14 protein-coding genes are annotated in these 14,231 nt (G+C 72.2%); 5 read left to right on the top strand and 9 right to left on the bottom strand.

The window, feature by feature from the left end; translation table 11 throughout:
* Positions 1-6 precede the first annotated feature (6 nt).
* The gene (locus ABZS51_RS27985; RefSeq protein WP_355446894.1) at positions 7-1,488 is read left to right on the top strand and encodes a glycoside hydrolase family 3 N-terminal domain-containing protein; all 1,482 of its coding nucleotides are present in this window, start codon (positions 7-9) and stop codon (positions 1,486-1,488) included.
* 18 nt (positions 1,489-1,506) lie between these two features.
* Here the strand turns inward: ABZS51_RS27985 and ABZS51_RS27980 are convergent, their stop codons facing one another.
* Entirely contained in the window at positions 1,507-2,685 is a 1,179-nt protein-coding gene (locus ABZS51_RS27980; RefSeq protein ID WP_310710475.1) for an ROK family transcriptional regulator, read from the bottom strand.
* A gap of 281 nt (positions 2,686-2,966) precedes the next feature.
* Between ABZS51_RS27980 and ABZS51_RS27975 the strand changes: the two genes are divergently transcribed.
* Positions 2,967-3,416: an Rrf2 family transcriptional regulator gene (locus tag ABZS51_RS27975; protein WP_310710476.1), complete on the top strand. Its 450-nt coding sequence runs from the start codon at positions 2,967-2,969 to the stop codon at positions 3,414-3,416.
* A gap of 53 nt (positions 3,417-3,469) precedes the next feature.
* Entirely contained in the window at positions 3,470-4,285 is an 816-nt protein-coding gene (locus ABZS51_RS27970) for a DNA-formamidopyrimidine glycosylase family protein (protein ID WP_355446890.1), read from the top strand.
* Here the strand turns inward: ABZS51_RS27970 and ABZS51_RS27965 are convergent.
* From ABZS51_RS27965 to ABZS51_RS27930, 8 genes are all read right to left on the bottom strand, one after another.
* Positions 4,282-4,638 (bottom strand): helix-turn-helix transcriptional regulator, encoded by a 357-nt coding sequence (locus ABZS51_RS27965; protein WP_355446995.1) that lies wholly within the window; start codon positions 4,636-4,638, stop codon positions 4,282-4,284. The two genes, ABZS51_RS27970 and ABZS51_RS27965, sit on opposite strands and share 4 nt — an antisense overlap.
* Positions 4,639-4,924: 286 nt before the next feature.
* On the bottom strand, positions 4,925-5,416 hold the full coding sequence (locus ABZS51_RS27960; protein ID WP_355446887.1) for a nicotinamide-nucleotide amidohydrolase family protein: 492 nt from the start codon (positions 5,414-5,416) through the stop codon (positions 4,925-4,927).
* Positions 5,417-5,418: 2 nt separating this feature from the next.
* Positions 5,419-5,991: a CDP-diacylglycerol--glycerol-3-phosphate 3-phosphatidyltransferase gene (gene pgsA, locus ABZS51_RS27955; RefSeq protein WP_310710479.1), complete on the bottom strand. Its 573-nt coding sequence runs from the start codon at positions 5,989-5,991 to the stop codon at positions 5,419-5,421.
* Positions 5,988-7,397: a 30S ribosomal protein S12 methylthiotransferase RimO gene (gene rimO, locus ABZS51_RS27950; protein WP_310710480.1), complete on the bottom strand. Its 1,410-nt coding sequence runs from the start codon at positions 7,395-7,397 to the stop codon at positions 5,988-5,990. The genes pgsA and rimO overlap by 4 nt, the downstream gene beginning before the upstream one ends.
* A 46-nt stretch (positions 7,398-7,443) precedes the next feature.
* Positions 7,444-8,175 carry a RodZ domain-containing protein gene (locus ABZS51_RS27945; RefSeq protein ID WP_355446882.1) on the bottom strand — a complete coding sequence of 244 codons (732 nt, stop codon included), beginning with the start codon at positions 8,173-8,175 and terminating at the stop codon, positions 7,444-7,446.
* A 146-nt stretch (positions 8,176-8,321) separates the two neighbouring features.
* Positions 8,322-10,847, bottom strand: coding sequence for a DNA translocase FtsK 4TM domain-containing protein (locus tag ABZS51_RS27940; protein WP_355446879.1), 2,526 nt, complete (start codon positions 10,845-10,847; stop codon positions 8,322-8,324).
* Between the two features lie 80 nt (positions 10,848-10,927).
* Positions 10,928-11,881: an aldose epimerase family protein gene (locus ABZS51_RS27935; protein WP_355446876.1), complete on the bottom strand. Its 954-nt coding sequence runs from the start codon at positions 11,879-11,881 to the stop codon at positions 10,928-10,930.
* Positions 11,878-12,849: a LacI family DNA-binding transcriptional regulator gene (locus ABZS51_RS27930; protein WP_310710484.1), complete on the bottom strand. Its 972-nt coding sequence runs from the start codon at positions 12,847-12,849 to the stop codon at positions 11,878-11,880. Before ABZS51_RS27930 ends, ABZS51_RS27935 begins: the two co-directional genes overlap by 4 nt.
* Before the next feature lie 226 nt (positions 12,850-13,075).
* On the opposite strand from ABZS51_RS27930, the gene ABZS51_RS27925 reads away from it, so the two are divergent.
* A complete protein-coding gene (locus ABZS51_RS27925; RefSeq protein ID WP_310710485.1) occupies positions 13,076-13,963 on the top strand; it encodes an NAD(P)-dependent oxidoreductase in 888 nt (295 codons plus the stop codon).
* Positions 13,960-14,231: dihydrodipicolinate synthase family protein (locus ABZS51_RS27920; protein ID WP_355446872.1), on the top strand; the 272-nt coding region annotated here is incomplete at its 3' end. The genes ABZS51_RS27925 and ABZS51_RS27920, both read left to right, overlap by 4 nt.

Below are 14,231 nucleotides of genomic sequence, written 5' to 3'. Positions count from 1 at the left end.
GGAGCCATGAGTCACAGTGATCGGGGGCTGCGCCGCCTCGCGGCGGGCACGCTGCTGGCCGCGTTCACGGGCACGACCGCGCCCGGCTGGGTGCTGAGAGAGCTTGAGGGCGGCCTCGGCGGCGTCACGCTCTTCGGCTTCAACGTCGCCGAGCCGGCCGGGCTGGCCGAGCTGACCGCCTCCCTCCGGGCCGCGGGCGACCCCGTCGTCTCGCTCGACGAGGAGGGCGGTGACGTCACCCGGCTCGCGTACCATGTCGGCAGCCCGTACCCGGGCAACGCCGCGCTCGGCGCGGTGGACGACCCCGACCTCACCCGCCGCGTCTACCGGGCCATCGGCGCGGAGCTGGTCGCCTGCGGCGTGAACCTCGACATGGCGCCCGACGCCGACGTCAACACCGCCGAGGACAACCCCGTCATCGGCACCCGGGCCTTCGGCGACGACCCCGAGCTGGTCGCCCGGCACACCGTGGCGGCCGTCGAGGGGCTGCAGGCCGTGGGGGTCGCCGCCTGCGTCAAGCACTTCCCCGGTCACGGCGCCACCACCGTGGACTCGCACCTGGACGTGCCGGTCGTGGACGTGCCGCTGGACGTGCTGCGCGCCAGGGAGCTGGCGCCGTTCCGCGCGGCCATCGGCGCGGGCACCAAGTCGATCATGACGGCGCACGTCGCGGTGCCGGCGCTGACCGGTGACCGGCCGGCCACGCTGTCCTCCGCCGCGCTCACCGGGCTGCTGCGCGAGGAGCTGGGTTACCGCGGGGTGGTGATCTCCGACGCGCTGGACATGCAGGCCATCACCGAGGGCGTGGGGCTGGCCGAGGGGGCCGTCCAGTCTCTGGCGGCCGGCGCCGACCTGCTCTGCCTCGGGCCCAAACCGGGCCCGGACGAGGTCGCGTGGATCGTCGACACGATCGTGGCGGCGGCCCGGGACGGCCGTCTGCCGGTGGCGCGCCTGGAGGAGGCCGCGGCCCGCACGACGGCGCTGCGCACCTGGTTCGGCACCCGCGCCGGCGTGGCCCACGAGGTCCGCTCCGCCGACGCGCCGGACGAGACGCGCGGCGGCGGTGTGCCGCCGATCGGCCTGCACGCCGCCAGGCGGGCCGTCCGCCTCGACGGCTCGGCCGGGCCGCTGACGGACCCGCTGGTGGTGGAGGTGGACACCCCGCCGACCATCGCGGTCGGCGACGTGCCGTGGGGCGTCTCGCCGTGGCTGCCGCAGGCGGAGGTCCTCCGGGTACGGCCGGCCGACGCGGACGCGGACGCCCTCCTGGAACGCGCCGCCGGCCGGTCGCTGGTCGTGGTCGTCAAGGACGCCCACCGCTACGCCGACAGCCGGGCCCTGGTCTCGGCGCTGGTGGCCGCCCGGCCGGACGCGATCGTGGTGGAGATGGGCCTGCCGGTGTGGCGGCCCGGCAGCGCCGCCTACATCGCGACGTACGGGGCGGCCCGCGCCAACGCCCAGGCCGCGATGGAGCTCCTGACGGCCTGACCGGACCCCTGGGCCACGTCAGGAGGCGAAGATCTCCTCGTGGGCCTGATGGAGGGCGGCCAGGACGGCGCCACGCAGGACCGGGTTGCCCTCCACGGTGCTCGTCGCCACCTGGGGCCGTACCGGGCAGACGCGGGCGACCGCCTCCTCCACCCGGGAGGTGAGCGCGCGGCCGCCCGCGTGGCCCACCTCGCCGCCCAGCACGACCAGCCCGGGGTCGAGGATCACGCAGACCGCGGCCACCCCCAGCGCCAGCCGGCGGGCCAGCTCGTCCAGCAGCGGCTCGCCCCGGGCGCCCGCCGCGACCGCCACCTCCACGCATTCCCTCGCGCTCGCCGCCACGAACCCGTAGCCGGCGGCGAGCTCGGCCACCGCCTCCGCGCTGACCAGCGACTGCAGGCCGCCCGCCAGCGAGGGCAGCCGCCCCGGCGAGGTGCGGATCTCCTCGGGCAGCGCCGCGCCGGGCACCGCCAGGTAGCCGATCTCGCCCGCGCTGCCGGACCGGCCCCGGTGCAGCTTGCCGCCCAGCATCACCGCGAGGCCGAGCCCGCGGCTCGCCCACAGCAGCACGAAGTCGTCGATGCCCGCCGCGGCGCCGTCGGCGCGCTCGGCGACGGCGGCGAGGTTGACGTCGTTCTCGATGGTGACCGCGCGCTTGAGGTCGCCGGCCAGCGCCTCGTGGCTGCCGTCGTGCCAGCCCGGCAGGTCGAAGGCGTAGCGGACGTCGCCGGTGCGGGGGTCGACCACGCCGGGCGTGCCGATCACGACGCCGCGCAGCCGGGCCGCGCTGACCTTGGCGCTGCGGCACGCCTTCATGATGGCGCCGTGGACGACGGGGACGAGGTCGTCGTGGCCGTTGGGGGCGAACGTCACCTCCGCCACCGTGCGGCCGTGGATGTCGGCGACGGCCGCCGAGACCAGCTCCGGCCCGACCTCCAGCCCGGCCACGTATGCGCTGGAGGGGATGACGGAGTAGAGCGCCGCGTTGGGCCCGCGGCCGCCCGCCTGGGCGCCGACGACCTCGACGAGGCCGCGCTCCTCCAGCCGGGCGAGCGTCTGGGAGGCGGTGACCTTGGACAGGCCGGTCAGCTCGCCGATCTGCCCCCGCGTCATCGGACCGGTGGAGAGCAGCAACTCGAGCGCGGCCCGGTCGTTGATCTCCCTGAGCAGTCTGGGCACACCAGGGCGTCGCTCCACGCTGTATCCCACCGTCTAATCGAAAAGGTTGTTGGAAGTTTAGCGCTCCTCCTGTCGCTGATCACCGCAGGTGAACGCGAGGATTCCTCGCAAAAACGGCCCTTTGGGCACGCTCCCATCCTTTCCTCCCGGCCGGCGGACGAGCCGAAGAGCCCGAAAAGGACCGAAAACGCGTCTACGGGATGTCCGCCCAGGCAGGGCGGTTGCGAGGTCTCCGATCACCTCACGCTTTCGGCGGCCTTGCGCATAACCACTGTTGACCAGGAGGGATAATCGACAACATGCGCCTTTCCGCTCGGGTCGACTACGCCCTCCGTGCCGCCGCCGAACTCGCCGCAGCCGGTGCCGGACCGACCACCGTGGGCGAGCTCGCCAAGGAGCAGGACATGCCGCCCAAATACCTGGAGAACATCCTGCTCCAGATGCGCCGCGCCGGCCTGGTCCGCGGCCAGCGGGGCCCCGAGGGCGGCTACGTGCTCGCACGTCCCGCGGGCGAGATCTCGCTCGCCGACGTGATCAGGGCGGTCGACGGGCCGCTGGCCAACGTCCGCGGCGAGCGCCCCGAGCACGTCGGCTACCGCGGCCCGGCGGAGTCGCTGCAGCAGGTGTGGATCGCGTTGCGGTCCACCGAGCGCTCCATCCTCGAAGAGGTCACGCTGGAGCAGGTCGCGAGCGGTGTGCTGCCGGAGCGCGTGCGCCAGCTCGCCGCCGACCCCGCCGCCTGGGACTGATCGTCCCAAGACCGGCGACAGGACACCCCGCACCGGGTTCCTAGACTGGGGGCATGCCCGAAGGAGACGCCGTCCACCGTGCCGCCGGCCGGCTGCGGGGCGCGCTCGACCGGCGGGTGCTGACCAGATCCGACTTCCGGGTGCCCCGCCACGCCACCGCCGACCTGCGCGGGCGGACCGTGCTGACGACGGTGTCGCGGGGCAAGCACCTGCTCACCCGCGTCGAGGGCGGCCTGACCGTGCACACCCACCTGCGCATGGACGGGAGCTGGCGCATCGCTCCGGCCGGAAGGCGGACCCGGAACGGCGCGCTCCAGAGCCCCGGAGCACGCGGTGTGGGCGGCGACGATGTCCGGCTCGTGCTGGCCAACACGGAGTGGGAGGCGGTCGGGCACCGGCTGGGGATGGTGGACCTGCTGCGGACCGCCGAGGAGTCACGAGTGGTGGGACATCTGGGACCCGACCTGCTCGGCGACGACTGGGACCCCGCCGAGGCGGTGCGGCGGCTGCTGCTGGAGCCGGACAGGACGATCGGGGAGGCGCTGCTCGACCAGCGCAACCTTGCGGGAATCGGCACGATCTACCGCGCCGAGACGCTGTTCCTCAGAGGGGTCTGGCCGTGGCGGAAGGTCGGGGACGTGGCGGACCTGGAGGGGATGGTCACGCTGGCCCAGCGGCTGCTGAACGCGAACAAGGCTCACGCGGGCACCGTGACGACAGGCGATCGCCGTCCCGGCGCGCAGACCTGGGTCTACGGCAGGGCGGGGCGGCCGTGTCGCCGATGCGGCACGCGCATCAGCCGTGGGGAGATGGGGGCACAGCCACAGGAACGGCTGATCCTGTGGTGCGGCGCCTGCCAGCCGAGCTAGGCGGCCACCATGTCCTTGACCTCGGGGAACACGGAGTCGGAGATCGATCCGGGCACCGTTTCGGCAAGGGGGATGCGCTCGTGGTCGGGGACGTCTGCGAGCACGGGGGCAGCCTGCAGCTCAGCCAGGGCGAACTGGTCGGACACCTCACGCAGAACCTGCGACAGCGGAACGCCGAGGGCGCCGCAGATCGAGGCCAGCAACTCGGACGACGCCTCTTTCTGGCCACGCTCCACTTCGGACAAGTAGCCCAGCGAGACCCGCGCCAACGTGGACACCTCACGGAGAGTGCGTCCCTGCCGCACGCGCAACCGCCTCAGCACATCGCCGAGCAGCTGACGCAGCAAAATCATCTGTCGCTCCCTCCCCGGCGTGGAAGACTTCACCACGCCCCGCGCGATCGGATCGTGCCGCCCATCCTTCTTCTTCGCTTGGTACATGCTCCTCGCCGTCGTCATGGGGCCCTGCCGTCCCCGGATCGTCGCTCCCGGCCCGTCATGCGACGCACCCGGCCTGCCTGCCGGGCGCTCGTTGCTTGACGTTGGCTCTCGGACCTCACTCACAGCTCCACCGTACCTGTATCGACCGACACCGCGTCAGACCGTGCCTGTCATGTTCGCTCGGGACGTAACACGGTAATCACCCGGAATGTTCCCCCTTGTTCGGCTTAAGCACACCTGTTAGTAGATCAACCGCCTCGTCCACCGTCTTTACCCTGATACGTTCGCGCGACCCCTGGAGTCTCAACTCCCGCAGCCATATTTCTCCGCCGGGCCCGCTGACGGCCACGTGCACGGTGCCGACGGGCTTGCCGTCCTGGGGCTCGGGCCCCGCCACCCCGGTCACGGCCAGCCCGTACGTCGCCTCGCACACCCTGGCCACGCCCGCCGCCATCGCCGCCGCGACGTCCGGGTGGACGGCCCCCTCCCGTCGCAGCAGATCGCCGGAAACCCCCAGCAGCGCCTGCTTCAGATCCGTCGCGTAGGAGACGACCCCGCCCCGGAACGCCTTGGACGCCCCCGGGACGGCGGTGAGGGTCGCCCCGATGAGCCCCCCGGTCAGCGACTCGGCCACGGCGAGCGTGGCCCCCCGCTCCACCAGCAGCGTGATGGCCTCGGCGGCCGCAGCCATGGTCACTCCCCCCGAACCTGCCGCGCCACCTTGCGGAGCTTGACGGCTCGGACCACGTAGTCGATGCCCGTGCCGACCGTGACCAGCAGGGCGGCGCCCATGACCGTCCAGCGGAGCGGGTCGTAGACGCCGGGCAGGATGTACAGGACGATCGCGGCGATCTGCAGCACGGTCTTGACCTTGCCGCCGTAGCTGGCCGGGATGACCGCGCGGCGGATCAGCATGAGGCGCAGCACTGTGATGCCGAGCTCACGGCCGAGGATCACCAGCGTGACCCACCACGGCAGCTCGCCGAGAAGCGACAGGGACACCAGCGCCGCCCCGGTCAGCGCCTTGTCGGCGATCGGGTCGGCGATCTTGCCGAAGTCGGTGATCAGCCCGTAGCGGCGGGCCAGCTCGCCGTCGAGATGGTCGGTGATGGACGCCACGCCGAAGACGGCCAGCGCGCCCAGGCGCCAGCCCATGCCCGGCATGAAGAGGCAGAAGACGAAGAAGGGGACGAGCACCAACCGCAGGACCGTGAGCACGTTGGCGATGTTCCACGGGCTGACCACGCGGCGCTCGTCCCTCGTCATGGACCGGCCTTGATGCGCGCGATCAGGTCGACCCCCTCGGCGTCGACCACCACCGCGCGCACGATCTGGCCGCGCACCAGGCCGATGCCCTGCACGGTCACGGACCCGTCCACCTCGGGACCCTGGTGGGCGGCCCGGCCCTCATAGCCGCCGTCACCCAGGTCGTCGTCGATGAGCACGTCGACCTCGGTGCCGATGCGCTCCTCGGCCCGCTGCGCGGTCAGCTCCTCGGCCAGCTCGGTCAGCACGCGCACGCGCTCGTCCACGGTCTCCTGGTCGAGCTTGCCGTCGAAGCCGGCCGCCTCGGTGCCGTCCTCGTCGGAGTAGCCGAACACGCCGATCACGTCGAGCCGCGCCTGCTCCAGGAAGCCGACCAGCTCGCCGAACTCCTCCTCGGTCTCGCCGGGGAAGCCCACGATGAAGTTGGAGCGCACACCCGCCTCGGGGGCGTGCTCGCGGATGCTCTCCAGCAGCCCCAGGAAGCGCTCCGGGTCGCCGAAGCGGCGCATCCGGCGCAGCACCGTGCCGCTGGCGTGCTGGAAGGACAGGTCGAAGTACGGGGCGATGCCCTCGGTGCCCGCGATGACCTCCAGCAGCCCCGGTCGCAGCTCGGCCGGCTGGAGGTAGCTGACGCGCACCCGGTCGATGCCCTCGACGGCGGCCAGGCGCGGCAGCAGCTTCTCCAGCGCCCTCAGGTCGCCGAGGTCCTTGCCGTAGGAGGTGGAGTTCTCGCTGACGAGGACCAGCTCGCGCACGCCGCGGTGGGCGAGCCAGTCGGCCTCGGCCAGCAGCTCCTCGGGGTCACGCGAGACGTAGGCGCCGCGGAAGGCCGGGATGGCGCAGAAGGTGCAGCGCCGGTCGCAGCCGGAGGCGAGCTTGAGCGAGGCCACCGGGCTCTCGTCGAGCCGCTTGCGCAGCACGCGGGGGCCGCTGGCGGGCGCCAGCCCGTCGGGCAGGTCGCCGTGGCCCGGGATGGCGGCCTTGGGGGCCGCGGCCCGGTCGACGGGCGAGATGGGCAGCAGGGTGCGGCGGTCACGCGGGGTGTGCGGCTTGAGCGGCCGCCCGGCGAGCACGTCGTCGAGGCGGCCGCCGATGTCGGCGTAGTCGTCGAAGGAGATGACCGCGCTGGCCTCGGGCAGTGCCTCGGCCAGCTCGTTGCCGTAACGCTCGGCCATGCAGCCCGCGGCGACCACCTTGGTGCCGGAGTCCGCCGCGGCCAGCAGCGTGTCGATGGAGTCCTTCTTCGCCGAGTCGATGAAGCCACACGTGTTGACGACGACGACGTCTGGGTCGTCGTCGCCCAGCTGCCAGCCGGCAGCCTCAAGTCGCGCGGCGAGCTCCTCGGAGTCGACCTCGTTGCGCGCGCAGCCCAGGGTGATCAGCGATGCGGTTCGGCGGGATGACATGGTGAACACTACGGTATCGGGAGTTGGCCACCACCCGATGCACGGGCTACCTCGCCGGTGGCGCCGGCGGCCCGAACGAGCGGCGCACCGTCTCGCCGCGCGACCCGAGCTTGCCGACCTTCTTGCCGTTGACCTGCACCGACACCGCGTCGGCGTCGCTGACCTCAAGGTCGACCCGGTTCGGAGCCCGCCAGGTGGATGTCATGCCGGGCTGCATCGTCCCGGCGAACAGCCTGCGCCCCTGGGCGTCGAGGACGTTGACGTAGGACGAGCGCTTGGCCTTGACCTGGACGACCACCTCTTTGGCGACGGTCGCGCTCGCCCTGGGCGGCGCCGGCTTGGCGCGCTGGTGCAGCTCGGCGGCCGGCGCGCCCTGGCCGGCGGGGATGTCCTCCACCGCGGCCGGGTGCGTCCCTCCGCCCATGACGCGGACCACGCCGAAGATCACGACGAGGCTGAGCACGACGCCCAGCCCCATCGACCAGGTGGGACCGCGCCGCTCGGCCGCCCGCAGCACGCGGTCGGTCCGAAAGACGCCGGCCATCTGCAGCGCGGGCGGGCGCCCGCCGTTGAACTCGTCGTAGCGCTGGACCATGGCCTCGGGATCGAGGCCGAGTGCTCTGGAGAGCGCCCTGATGTGCCCCCGCTCGTAGAAGTCGCCGCCGCACTGCGCGAACTCGTCACGCTCGAAGGCGTTGATGATCGCCTCGCGAACGCGGGTGACCGCGCTGAGCTGCTCGACCGTCATGCCCGCCGACCGTCTCGCAGTGGACAGCATGGCTCCGACGCTCTGCCTGTCCGCGTCCTGTACCGGCGCGTCCTGCTCTTGTGCGTTCTGGTCCTCCACGGCGCACGCCTCCCAGCCCCTGACGAACCGTAATCAGTCCTATTCAACCAGTAATCGTCAGGGAGTGCACACCGGGGTCACCCGCCGCGCAGGTCGGCCAGCAGAGCCGCCAGATCGTCGGGCTTGACGAGCACCTCACGGGCCTTGGAACCCTCGCTGGGGCCCACCACGGAGCGGCTCTCCAGCAGGTCCATCAGCCGCCCGGCCTTGGCGAACCCGACGCGCAGCTTGCGCTGGAGCATCGAGGTGGAGCCGAACTGGGTCGTCACGATCAGCTCGGCCGCCTGGATCAGCAGCTCCAGGTCGTCGCCGATGTCCTCGTCGATCTCCCGCCTGACGGGCGCGGCGGCCACGTCGTCGCGGTACTCGGCCTGCATCTGCGTCTTGCAGTGCGCGACGATCTCGGCGATCTCCTTCTCCGAGACGAACGCGTTCTGGATGCGGATGGGCTTGCTCGCGCCCATCGGCAGGAACAGCGCGTCGCCCTGGCCGACCAGCTTGTCGGCGCCGGGCTGGTCGAGGATGACCCGCGAGTCGGTGAGCGAGGAGACGGCGAACGCCAGCCGGGACGGCACGTTGGCCTTGATGAGACCGGTGACGACGTCCACGGAGGGCCGCTGGGTGGCGATGACCAGGTGGATGCCGGCGGCGCGGGCGAGCTGCGTGATGCGCACGATCGAGTCCTCGACGTCGCGCGGGGCCACCATCATGAGGTCGGCCAGCTCGTCCACGATCACCAGCAGGTACGGGTACGGCTGGTAGACCCGCTCGCTGCCCGGCGGCGGCTGGAGCTTGCCGGCCCGCACCGCCTTGTTGAACTCGTCCACGTGCCGGAACCCGGAGGCCGCCAGGTCGTCGTAGCGGCGGTCCATCTCCCCCACGACCCATTCGAGGGCCTCGGCGGCCTTCTTGGGGTTGGTGATGATGGGCGTGATCAGGTGCGGGATGCCCTCGTACACCGAGAGCTCCACCCGCTTGGGGTCGACGAGCACCATGCGCACCTCGTCGGGGGTGGCGCGCATGAGGATCGAGGTGATGAGGCCGTTGACGCAGACGGACTTGCCCGCGCCGGTGGCGCCCGCGATGAGCAGATGGGGCATCTTGGCGAGGTTGGCCACGATCGTGCGGCCCTCGACGTCCTTGCCCAGCCCCACGATCATCGGGTGGTGGTCGGCCTGGGCCACCTGCGAGCGCAGCACGTCGCCGAGCGCCACCAGGTCCTTGTCGGCGTTCGGGATCTCCACCCCGATGGCCGACTTGCCGGGGATGGGCGACAGGATGCGGACGTCGGCGGACTTCACCGCGTACGCGATGTTCTTGGTGAGCGCGGTGACCTTCTCCACCTTCACGGCGGGCCCGAGCTCGATCTCGTAGCGGGTGACGGTCGGGCCGCGGGTGAAGCCGATCACCTGCGCGTCGATGGCGAACTGCTCCAGCACGCTGGTCAGCGCGTTGACCACGGTGGTGTTGGCCTTGGTCTGCGGCTTGGGCAGGCTGCCGGGCTTGAGGAACTGCAGGTCCGGCAGGCTGTACGGGCCGGCCTGCGGCGAGAGCACGAGCTGCTCGACCTTGCGCGGCGCGGGCGTCGGCTCCGGCGGCTCGGGCCGTCTGGCCGGCTCGGGCGCGGGCGGCTCCTCGTCCACCAGACCCGGCACGATCTCCGGCGCGTGGTCGGCCCGCTTGTCCTGGTCGGACAGGACAGGCGTGTCGTACGGCGGCTCGCCCTCGCGCTCGGCGCCGGGCTCGGCGGGCTTGCGGACCCGCCGCTGTCGGCGGACCTCGGGCCTGGAGGCGCCGGCCGGGGCGGTGCCCCGCTGCTCGAACAGCAGGTGCCGCAGCTCCGACAGCCGCTCGGGGATGCGGTGGACCGGCGTGGCCGTGATCACGAGCACCCCGAAGCCGGACAGCATGAGCAGCAGGGGGATCGTGATCCAGGAGGGCAGGATGCTCATGGGCGGGGCCGAGACGATGAACCCGATGAGGCCGCCCGCCTGGGAGACCCGGTCCATGCCGTCGTTGGCGGTGCCCGCGGGGTTGGGGTAGGGCACGTCGTTGGCCACGTGGATGACGCCGAGCACGCCGATCAGCAGCGCGCTCCAGCCGATCACCATGCGGCCGGTGTCGGCGTTCTGGTCGGGGTGGCGCAGGTACCGCCAGGCCAGCAGGCCGAACAGCAGCGGCAGCGCCCACGCCAGCGAGCCGAACATCGCGCGCACGACCACGTTGACCACGGTGGCGACCGTGCCCTCGGAGGCGCGCCAGGTCATCGCGGCCAGCACGATGGCGCCGGCCAGGACCGCGAGGCCCACGCCGTCGCGCCGGTGCGCCGGGTCGAGCTCGCGGGCGTTCTTGCCGAGCGCCCGCGCCGCGCCGCCGATGCCGTTGGCCACGAGCATCCACAGCCCGACGACGAGCTTGCCGATCATCGTGAAGACCCAGGTGATCGGGTCCTGATGGGTCAGGGACGCCTTGCGGGCCGACGATGATCCCCTGGCCCTCGGGCGCCCCGACGGCGTGGATCCCCGCTTCGCGGGGGCCGGGCGCGGCGTGGTCGACCGCTTCGCCGGCCCCTTCGATGCGCTTTTCGGCGTACGGGTGGCCATGATGCCAAAGGTACTTCCGAGACGGTGGCGAACGCACTCAGGCTCGCCGATGCCGTTCGCGAACGGGTGTAAGCCGGGCGTCAGGCCGGGAAGCGGTAGGTCGTGCTGGAGGTGAAGCGCTCCCCCGGCCGCAGCACCGTGGAGGGGAACTGCGGCTGGTTGGGCGAGTCGGGGAAGTGCTGGGTCTCCAGGCAGAAGCCCGCGTGCGGCCCGAAGGGGGTGGCGACGCCGTCGAGCATGCCGCCGGCGTAGAACTGCACGCCCGGCTCCGTGGTGGTGACCTCCATGGTCAGGCCGCCGGCCGGCTCGACGACGCGCATGCCGCCGGATCCGTCCAGCACGAAGCAGTGGTCGTAGGCGCCGTCGAGGCGGGCGCCGATGGCGTGGGGCGTGGTGAAGTCGAACGGCGTGCCCTTGACCGGGGCGAGGTCACCGGTCGGGATCTTGTCGTCGTCGACCGGCAGGTAGTGCTCGGCGCCGATCTCGATCTCGTGGCCGAGGACGTCGCCCCGGCCGGCGCCGGCCAGGTTGAAGTAGGAGTGGTTGGTGAGGTTGAGCACCGTGGGCGCGTCGGTCTCGGCGGTGTAGTCGATGCGCAGCGCGTCGCCGTCGGCGGTGTAGGTGACGGAGGCGGTGAGCGTGCCCGGGTAGCCCTGGTCGCCGTCGGGGCTGGTCAGGGTGAGCGTCACGGAGGAGCCGGTGGCCTCGGCGACCGTCCACACCTTGCGGTCGAAGCCCTCGACGCCGCCGTGCAGGCTGCTGGGCCCGTTGTTGCGGGGCAGGGTGTAGGCGACCCCGTCGAGGGTGAACGCGGCGCCGGCGATGCGGTTGCCGTACCTGCCGACGACCGCGCCGAAGTAGCGGCTGCGGGTCAGGTAGTCCTCGAGCGTGTCGAGTCCGAGCACCACGTTGACGCCGGACACCTCCAAGGACTGGAGCACGGCGCCGTAGCTGAGCACGGCCGCGCGCAGCCGCCCCGAGGTCAGCTCGAAGCGCTCGACGCGCTCGCCCGACGGCAGTGTTCCGAACATCATGTGTGTGCCTCTCCCGTGGACTCTCGGACGATCAGGGTGGTCTCCAGCATCGTGACACCCGTGGCCCCCTCGGAGTCGACCGACTGCAGCAGCATGTCGACGGCGATTCGCCCGGCGGCGGCGGTGGGCATGGCGATGGTGGTGAGCTTGGGACGGCCGAGCCGGCCGGCCACGATGTCGTCCACGCCGATCACGCTGATGTCGCGCGGCACCTCGGCCCCGCGCTCGGACAGCCCCTCGATCAGGCCGATGGCGACCAGGTCGTTGTAGGCGAGGACGCCGGTGGCGCCCGAGGCCAGCACGTCGGCGGCGGCGGCCAGGCCACCCAGCTCGGTCGGCGGGTTGGGGCCGAGGAAGACGACGTCCACCTCGCTCATCGCGGCGGCCGCCTCCTGCATCTCCTTGCTGGTCCAGGAGCCGCTGGGACCGGTGACGACGGCCAGGCGGCGGTGCCCCAGCTCCGTCAGGTGCTCGACGGCGAGCCGGGCCCCGCGCCCCACGTCCATGAGCACCGTGGGCATGCCCCGGACGCGCCGGTTGACCAGGACGAAGGGGATCTCCTCGCGCAGGCGCTCTATCGTCCTGTTGGTCAACCGCGGGCTACACAGCAGGACGCCGTCCACCTGCTTGGTGAGGGTCTGGATCAGATCCTCCTCCGCCTTGGGATCCTCGTCGGTGTCGGCCACGAACACGTGGTAGTCGCGCAGCCGTGCCTGGGCCTGGGCGGCCTTGATGAGCGGCGGGAAGAAGGGGTTGGCGATGTCGGCCACGATGAGGCCGAGGTTGTGGGTGCGGCCGGTGGTCAGCGCGCGGGCGGCGCGGTTGGGCCGGTAGCCCAGGTCCTCGGCGACGGCCAGCACGCGGGTGCGGGTCTCCGGGTTGACCAGGTGGGGCGCGGAGAAGGAACGTGACACCGTGGAGACGTGGACGCCGGAAGCGCGTGCCACGTCGCGAATCGTCACCGCCACGCCTGGCCTCCTCCGACCACAGCTTGTACTTTAGTGCAAGCGTTTGTATCGCTGTCAATGCGTCGTCGCCGCCCGGGAGGGACCGCCGGCGCACCACCCTATCCCCTATGTTCCCCCAAGTGGGAGGGGAGGGCGCGCCTCCGCCGCTTGACGTTGCCGGAACGAAACCTCAATACTTTTTGCAACCGGTTGCCGAACGCGAACCCCAGGAGTGGTGAAAGATCCGATGACACGAACACTGGTGACCGGGAGCGCCGGCCGGCTAGGGCGCAGCGTGGTCGCCACATTGGCGCAGGCCGGTCACGAGGTGATCGGCGTCGACGTCGTGCCGGGCACCCCGCCGGAGGCGGCGTCCACCCTGCCCGCCGACCTGACCGACCTCGGCCAGGCGTACGACGTGCTCGCCCGCTTCCGCCCGGACGTGGTGGTCCACCTGGCCGCCATCGCCACCCCGTTCAGCCGGCCCGAGGGCGTCATCTACCGGACCAACACCCAGCTCGCCTTCAACGTCTGCGAGGCGGCGAGCAACACCGGGGTGGGCCGTGTGGTCATCGCCAGCAGCCCGACCGTCATCGGCTACGGCGCGCCCCGCGGCTGGGCGCCGCGCTACCTGCCGATCGACGAGGAGCACCCGGCCGAGCCGTGGAACGCCTACAGCCTGTCGAAGCTGGTGGCCGAGCAGACCATGGCCGCCTTCGCGCGCGACTCCGAGACGAGGTTCGCGGCCGTGCGGCCGTGCTTCGTGGTGGCACCGGAGGAGTGGGCCGGCGCGCCGACCCAGTCCGGCCACACCATCGCGGAGCGGCTGGACCGGCCGGAGATCGCCGGGGTGTCGCTGTTCAACTACATCGACGCGCGCGACGCCTCGGACATGCTCTCCGTCCTGATCGACCGGATGTGGGACATCCCGAACGGCGAGGTGTTCTTCGCCGGAGCCGCCGACGCCCTCGCCCGTGAGCCCCTGGCGGAGCTGCTGCCCGCCGTCAACCCCGCCACCGCGGCCACCGCCGCCGCGCTGACCGGCACCGCCCCCGCCTTCACCTCGGCCAAGGCCGAGCGGCTGCTGGGCTGGACCCCCAAGCGCGACTGGCGAACCGAACTGGAGATCGGATGAACCTCAGCGGGATCCTCTTCTTCCCGGTAACGCCGTTCGACGCGGCCGGGCGCCTGGCCGAGGAGGTGCTGGCCGAGCACATCAGGCGCGGGCTCGCGCACCGGCCGGGCGGGGTGTTCGTGGCGTGCGGCACCGGCGAGTTCCCCGCCCTGTCGGAGGCCGAACACGAGTCCGCCGTGCAGGTGGCCGTCAAGACGGCGCGGGGCGAGGCGCCGGTGGTCGCCGGCGCGGGCGGGCCGCTCGGCTCGGCAGATCGCAAGAGCGTCGA

The organism is Nonomuraea sp. NPDC005501 (genome assembly GCF_040605905.1).
Classification (GTDB): domain Bacteria; phylum Actinomycetota; class Actinomycetes; order Streptosporangiales; family Streptosporangiaceae; genus Nonomuraea.
Note: the sequence above shows the minus strand (reverse complement) of the source record. Positions and strands in the feature narration are given on the sequence as shown.

Coding starts and splice junctions, on each gene's coding strand:
- ABZS51_RS27975 (WP_310710476.1), top strand. CDS start 2,967: ATGCGCCTTTCCGCTCGGGTCGACTACGCCCTCCGTGCCGCCGCCGAA.
- ABZS51_RS27925 (WP_310710485.1), top strand. CDS start 13,076: ATGACACGAACACTGGTGACCGGGAGCGCCGGCCGGCTAGGGCGCAGC.
- ABZS51_RS27965 (WP_355446995.1), bottom strand. CDS start 4,638: ATGATTTTGCTGCGTCAGCTGCTCGGCGATGTGCTGAGGCGGTTGCGC.
- ABZS51_RS27960 (WP_355446887.1), bottom strand. CDS start 5,416: ATGGCTGCGGCCGCCGAGGCCATCACGCTGCTGGTGGAGCGGGGGGCC.
- rimO (WP_310710480.1), bottom strand. CDS start 7,397: ATGTCATCCCGCCGAACCGCATCGCTGATCACCCTGGGCTGCGCGCGC.
- ABZS51_RS27970 (WP_355446890.1), top strand. CDS start 3,470: ATGCCCGAAGGAGACGCCGTCCACCGTGCCGCCGGCCGGCTGCGGGGC.
- ABZS51_RS27935 (WP_355446876.1), bottom strand. CDS start 11,881: ATGATGTTCGGAACACTGCCGTCGGGCGAGCGCGTCGAGCGCTTCGAG.
- ABZS51_RS27945 (WP_355446882.1), bottom strand. CDS start 8,175: ATGCTGTCCACTGCGAGACGGTCGGCGGGCATGACGGTCGAGCAGCTC.
- ABZS51_RS27985 (WP_355446894.1), top strand. CDS start 7: ATGAGTCACAGTGATCGGGGGCTGCGCCGCCTCGCGGCGGGCACGCTG.
- ABZS51_RS27940 (WP_355446879.1), bottom strand. CDS start 10,847: ATGGCCACCCGTACGCCGAAAAGCGCATCGAAGGGGCCGGCGAAGCGG.
- pgsA (WP_310710479.1), bottom strand. CDS start 5,991: ATGACGAGGGACGAGCGCCGCGTGGTCAGCCCGTGGAACATCGCCAAC.